Annotated in this window: 6 protein-coding genes and 1 pseudogene; 4 read left to right on the forward strand and 3 right to left on the reverse strand. The window is 69.4% G+C overall.

Going from position 1 to position 6,152, the window contains the following annotated elements; all coding sequences use genetic code 11:
• Positions 1-31 precede the first annotated feature (31 nt).
• Both recO and VGZ32_RS05790 read left to right on the forward strand, forming a co-directional pair.
• Positions 32-778, forward strand: a complete 747-nt coding sequence (recO, locus tag VGZ32_RS05785; RefSeq protein ID WP_326884780.1) for a DNA repair protein RecO — start codon at positions 32-34, stop codon at positions 776-778.
• A gap of 9 nt (positions 779-787) precedes the next feature.
• Positions 788-1,618, forward strand: a complete 831-nt coding sequence (locus VGZ32_RS05790; protein ID WP_326884782.1) for an isoprenyl transferase — start codon at positions 788-790, stop codon at positions 1,616-1,618.
• A gap of 28 nt (positions 1,619-1,646) precedes the next feature.
• Here VGZ32_RS05790 and VGZ32_RS05795 read toward each other — a convergent pair whose 3' ends face one another.
• Positions 1,647-2,084, reverse strand: a complete 438-nt coding sequence (locus tag VGZ32_RS05795) for a transcriptional repressor (RefSeq protein ID WP_326884783.1) — start codon at positions 2,082-2,084, stop codon at positions 1,647-1,649.
• Between the two features lie 218 nt (positions 2,085-2,302).
• On the opposite strand from VGZ32_RS05795, the gene VGZ32_RS05800 reads away from it, so the two are divergent.
• Complete coding sequence (locus tag VGZ32_RS05800) at positions 2,303-3,685, forward strand: glycine--tRNA ligase (protein WP_326884784.1); 1,383 nt, start codon at positions 2,303-2,305, stop codon at positions 3,683-3,685.
• A 165-nt stretch (positions 3,686-3,850) separates the two neighbouring features.
• On the opposite strand, the gene VGZ32_RS05805 is transcribed toward VGZ32_RS05800, so the two are convergent.
• Complete coding sequence (locus tag VGZ32_RS05805; protein WP_326884785.1) at positions 3,851-4,927, reverse strand: S1 family peptidase; 1,077 nt, start codon at positions 4,925-4,927, stop codon at positions 3,851-3,853.
• Positions 4,928-5,095: 168 nt separating this feature from the next.
• Positions 5,096-5,833: a peptidase E gene (locus VGZ32_RS05810; RefSeq protein ID WP_326884786.1), complete on the reverse strand. Its 738-nt coding sequence runs from the start codon at positions 5,831-5,833 to the stop codon at positions 5,096-5,098.
• Between the two features lie 122 nt (positions 5,834-5,955).
• On the opposite strand from VGZ32_RS05810, the pseudogene VGZ32_RS05815 reads away from it, so the two are divergent.
• Positions 5,956-6,152 (forward strand): annotated as a pseudogene (locus VGZ32_RS05815) (hypothetical protein); the annotation flags it as partial.

The raw sequence follows: 6,152 nt of genomic DNA on the forward strand, positions 1-6,152 counted from the left end.
CACGCGTTGGCGGACGTGGGAGAATCAGGACGTGAGTCTCCATCGTGCCGACGGGATCGTGCTGCGCACCCAGAAGCTGGGTGAGGCCGACCGCATCATCACGATACTCACCCGCGAATACGGGAGGGTGCGCCTCGTCGCGAAGGGCGTGCGGCGCACCACCTCCAAGTTCGGCGCCCGGCTCGAGCCCTTCGCGCACGTCGACTTCCAGCTGTTCACCAAGCCCGGCCGGTCGCTCGACCTGATCACCCAGGCCGAGACCATCGCCCCGTACGGCGAGCGGATCGTCGACGACTACGGCCGCTACACCGCCGGGTCCGCGATGCTGGAGACGGCCGAGCGGCTCACCGATGCCGAGGGGGAGCCCGCGGTGCAGCAGTATCTGCTGCTGCTCGGCGGCCTGCGCGCGCTCACCGGTGGCGAGCACGCCCCCGGCCTGGTCCTGGACGCTTTCATACTGCGCTCGCTGGCGGTGGCCGGGTACGCCCCCTCGTTCCACGACTGCGCGGGGTGCGGGGCCGAGCCCTCCGAGTCGGCGCCCTTCCGGTTCTTCGCGGTCGCGGCGGGCGGGGTGGTCTGCCCGGACTGCAAGCCGGCGGCCGCCGCGGTGCCGCAGCGGGCCACGCTGGACCTGCTCGGCGCGCTGCTCGCGGGGGAGTGGGCGACGGCGGACGCGAGCGAGGACCGGCATCGGCGGGAGGGCAGCGGCCTGGTCGCGGCCTACCTGCAGTGGCACGTGGAACGAGGTCTCAGGTCCCTGAGGCTGGTGGAACGGTAAGGACGACAGGTGCGACGCAGGAATCAGCAGCCCTCGAACACGGCGGCGGTAAGGCCCGCGGACCGCAAGTACCGCGACCCCAAGCCGCATAAGGACGGCGCGCTGCCCCCGGATATCCCGGCGGAACTGGTGCCCAAGCACGTGGCGATCGTCATGGACGGCAACGGGCGCTGGGCCAAGGCGCGCAACCTGCCGCGCACCAAGGGCCATGAGGAGGGCGAGAAGTCGCTGTTCGACGTGGTCGAGGGCGCCGTGCAGATCGGCGTCACGCACATCTCGGCGTACGCGTTCTCCACCGAGAACTGGAAGCGCTCGCCGGACGAGGTGCGCTGGCTGATGGGCTTCAACCGGCTGACCATCCGGCGCCGCATCGACGAGATGGACGACCTCGGGGTGCGCATCCGCTGGGCCGGGCGGCGGCCGCGGCTGTGGAAGTCGGTCATCGACGAGCTCGAGATGGCCGAGGAGCGCACCAAGTACAACGACCGGTTCACCCTGACCATGTGCGTGAACTACGGCGGCCGGGCCGAGATCGCGGACGCCGTGGCGGCGATCGCGCGCGACGCGGTGGCCGGCAAGATCCGCCCGGACCGGATCGACGAGCGCACCATCGCCCGCTACCTCGACGAGCCGGACCTGCCGGAGGTCGACCTGTTCCTGCGCTCGTCCGGCGAGCAGCGGACCTCGAACTTCATGCTCTGGCAGGCCGCATACGCCGAGATGGTCTTCCTCGACACGCTCTGGCCGGACTTCGACCGGCGGGAGCTGTGGCGGGCCATCGAGATCTACGCCGCGCGGGACCGGCGGTTCGGCGGAGCGGTCCCGAACGTCGTCGCGTGATCGTCGCGCTTGAGCGCGTCGCGGCCGGTCAGGCGCGCTTCGCCGCGGCCGCGCAGTCCGCGCAGGTGCCGAAGATCTCCAGGGTGTGCGCGACGTCGGTGAAGCCGTAGTCGGCCGCGACCCGGTCGGCCCACGACTCGACCGCGGGCCCCTCCACCTCGACCGTTTTCCCGCAGCTGCGGCACACCAGATGGTGGTGGTGGCTGCCGCTGGTGCACCGCCGGTAGACCGCCTCGCCGTCGCCGGTGCGCACTACGTCCACGGCGCCCGCGTCCGCCAGCGACTGAAGCGTGCGGTACACCGTGGTCAGACCGACGGAGTCGCCGCGGTGCTTGAGCCGGTCGTGCAGCTGCTGAGCGGACTGGAAGTCGTCGGTCTCCTTGAGCAGCGCGGTGACCGCCGCCCGCTGCCGGGTGGAGCGACCCGGCGCCGGGACAGACAGGCGTGCTTCGCTCGTGTCATTCATGCGCCGATGCTCCTTAGCTGCTCGTCTTCGCACGTCCCATTGTGCCACCGGCGCTTACGGCCCGCGCCGCGTCGCCGAGGTTCCGGCGAAACGGCGTGGTCTTCGGCCCGGCTCCTGGAACGCGTTGGAACAGGGGTGCTCGCGCTCGGTACGCTTTCTCCCCAAGTTGACCGCACACCAGCCGGGTGTGATGGCGACAACACACGAGAGAGCACAGCGTGCCCGCCGACAAGATCGATACCATCGTCCGCCTCGCGAAAGCGCGCGGCATCGTCTTCCCCTCGAGCGAGATCTACGGCGGCTCCAGGGCCGCCTACGACTACGGGCCGCTCGGCGTGGAGCTCAAAGACAACGTGAAGCGGCAATGGTGGCAGGCGGTGGTACGCGGACGCGAGGATGTCGTCGGCCTCGACTCCTCGATCATCCTGGCCCGCGAGGTCTGGGAGGCCTCCGGCCACGTCAAGGAGTTCGCCGACCCGCTCACCGAGTGCCTCTCCTGCCACAAGCGGTTCCGCGCCGACCACCTGGAAGAGGCGTACGAGGCGAAGCACAAGCGCCCGCCGGAGCACGGCCTGGCCGATGTGAACTGCCCCAACTGCGGCAACAAGGGCCAGTTCACCGAGCCGAAGATGTTCAACGGCATGCTCACCACCCACCTCGGCCCGGTGCAGGACGGCTCCGGCCTGCACTACCTGCGCCCGGAGACCGCCCAGGGCATCTTCGTGTCGTACAAGAACGTGCTGGAGTCCTCGCGCAAGAAGATCCCGTTCGGCATCGGCCAGATCGGCAAGTCGTTCCGCAACGAGATCACGCCCGGCAACTTCATCTTCCGCACCCGCGAGTTCGAACAGATGGAGATGGAGTTCTTCGTCGAGCCCGGCACCGACGAGGACTGGCACCAGTACTGGATCAACGAGCGCACCCGCTGGTACACCGACCTCGGCATCTCCAAGGACAGCCTGCGCCACTTCGAACACCCGAAGGAAAAGCTGTCCCACTACGCCAAGCGGACCGTGGACATCGAGTACCGCTTCGACTTCGGCGGTTCGGAGTGGGGCGAGCTGGAGGGCATCGCCAACCGCACCGACTTCGACCTCACCGCGCACAGCAACCACTCCGGCGTCGACCTGTCCTACTTCGACCAGGCCTCCGGCACCCGCTACCGGCCCTTCGTGATCGAACCGGCGGCCGGTGTCGGCCGGGCCATGATGGCCTTCCTGCTCGACGCCTACGCCGAGGACGAGGCGGCCAACGCCAAGGGCGGCGTGGACAAGCGGGCCGTGCTGCGGCTGGACCGCAGGCTGGCCCCGGTGAAGGTGGCGGTGCTGCCGCTGTCCCGAAACGCGGACCTCTCGCCCAAGGCCAGGGACCTCGCTGCCGCGCTGCGCCAGCACTGGACGGTCGACTTCGACGACGCAGGCGCGATCGGTCGTCGCTACCGCAGGCAGGACGAGATCGGCACCCCGTTCTGCATCACCGTCGACTTCGACACCCTCACCGACCACGCGGTCACCATCCGCGAGCGGGACACCATGGCGCAGGAGCGGGTGTCCATCGATCAGGTGGAGGCATACCTGGCGCCGAAGCTGATCGGCTGCTGAAACCTCATATTCAAGCCCGAAAATTCGCACGCTGTGGAGTTGTCGGCAGTGGCTCGGGGATCGGACCCGGGCCCTGCCGGTGGCGCCTGCCGGGCACTGATCGGGGAATATCACCACCCGGCAGGCGGGATGCCACTCTCTTCGGAGGGAAAAGAGGGTGGCGGGTCAGACGCCGGCGACCTGCTTGATCCACGGCCGGTTCGCCGCGATGCTCGCGTACTGAGCGGTCTTGGCGTTCTCGTCACCGGTCGAGCACACGCCGACCTCGTCACCGGCGGCCATCTCCGGGCCGCCCGAGTCACCGTTGAACGCGGCACCGGTCATGCCGGTGACGCAGATCGCCGGGCCCTGCGCGGCGTCCTCGCAGTCCGCACCGGTCACCTTCACCTTGGCGACCTTCAGCTGCTGCGCCGGACCGGAACCGGGCGCGGTCATGCCCCAGCCGAAGATCTGGTTGATCGCACCGGCTTTCGGGTCGTCGGTCGCCAACTTCACCGCCGGAGCCTTGGTCGGCTTGCTCAGGTGCAGCAGGGCGAGGTCGGCCTTGGTGTCCACCTCGGCCCGGTCGACGGTGATCTTGTCGCCGCCGCCCAGTTGCAGCGAACCGACCTGCACGCTGATGCCGTCCCTGGACGCGCAGTGGCCCGCGGTGAGAATCCACTCCGGTGCCACGACCGACCCCGAGCACTCGTAGCCCATCCCGGCCCAGGAGACCTGCGCCGCCCAGGGTGCGTTGGTCGCGTCGGCGCCGTCGATGATGCCCGGCTGGTTGTCCAGCGAGAGCTTCGCGGTCCGGACCGGCGTGGGGACGGGGCGCGGACTGCGGTGGCTGGGCGTGCGGTGAGTGGTGGTGTGGTGGGCCGGAGCGCGGTGGGTCGGGGTGTGGTGGGCCGGGGTGCGGTGGCCGGGCGTGCGCCTTCCCGACGAGCCACTTCCCGACGAGCCACTGCCCGACGAGCCACGGCCCGGTGTGCCACGACCGGTTGTGCCACGACCCGGTGCGCCGTGCCCGCGCCCGCTCGTGCCGTGCGCGCCGCCGGTGTGGTGCGAGCCCGGATTCGCCTTGGGCGAACCGGGAACCGGCGTCGTGTGGTGGCCGGGGCCGGGTGCGATCGGCGGGGCGACCACGGTCACCGGCGGCGGAGTCGGCGCGGTCGCGGCATACGCGGTCGAGGCCACCGGGATGATGCCGACCGCGAGAGCGGCGCCGCCCACGATCGCCGCGTTCACGAACCTGTTCATGATGGACTGTCCTTTCTGGATTCAGCTGGTGTGCCTGACGAGCACGGCGCCAAGCAGACCAGTTGAAGGCGGGCCGAAAAAGCGGCTCCGCCCCAGCTGTGGACAGTTCTGAGGGGTGTGGACAACCAATCGGGCCGGGCGCGATTTGTGGTATACGCGTGCGAAAACTCAGTATCGGAGCAGTCGGGTGTCGAGCACGGACTCGACCGCCTTGCCAGAAGCCGAATCCAGTTCGACCCGATATCCCAGCCCGTTCTTCCGTTCGGTGACCACTTCCGCGAGCGTCGTGCCCCGGTACAGCAGGCCCGCGCCGTCGTCGGTGCAGTAGGTCAGTGGCAGCGTTGCGTCCGCGACGCCCGCGTGCACGGTCGGTCGACGCTGCGCCTCGGAGTCGTAGTGCACGCCGTTGCCGTAGGGCAGGAACGCGAGGCCATTGGTGACGATGCGCAGGTCCGGACCGAACGAGTCGGTCGGCCCGCCCACGTGCCAGCAGATCGATCCCGCCGAGACACCACCGAGCACGACGCCCGCCTGCCAGGCGCGATGCATGACCGGGCCCAGTTCGTGCACCTGCCACACCGCCAGCAGGTTGGCGACCGAACCGCCGTTCACCCAGACCACGTCGTGCGAACCGACGAAGCCGTCCAGGTCGTTCGTAGGTGGCATGCCGAACAGGTTCAGGTGCGAGACCTCGACACCCGCGTGCTGGCCCGCCTCGCTGACCCGCGCGTTGAAGAAGCGCTGGTCACCGCCTGCGGTGCCGACGTAACACAGTCGGGGTGCGCGGCCGGACACCCCGGCCAGTTCGATGGCGAAGTGGATGAGTGGACCGAACTCGAGGTCGATCCACTTGCCCTGCTTCCAGCCACCGGAGGTCGCCAGGATGGTCGGTTCGTCAGCTGCCACGAGGACCGATCTTGGCAGTCCGCCGCGCCGCTGTCATCCGGTTCGGTGACTGACGTTTGTCATGGGTAGGTCATGACGCGTGACCCGAGTATGCGGTCCGTGCGACCGACATGCTGTGCACCATGGACAACACAGCCCAGTACCGCCGCCAGCGGGACGCACGGCTCGAACCGGATCGCGGTGCGGTTTCGGCGGGGGCCGCGGTCAGTCTCGTGGGCTTGCACAAGAGTTACGCGGACATACACGCCGTCGACGGCGTCGATCTGGTGATCGCCCCCGGAGAGGTGGTCGCGCTGCTCGGGCCCAACGGCGCCGGCAA

Origin of the sequence: Actinocrinis sp., from assembly GCF_035938995.1 — a bacterium.
Taxonomy (GTDB): domain Bacteria; phylum Actinomycetota; class Actinomycetes; order Streptomycetales; family Catenulisporaceae; genus DASZGI01.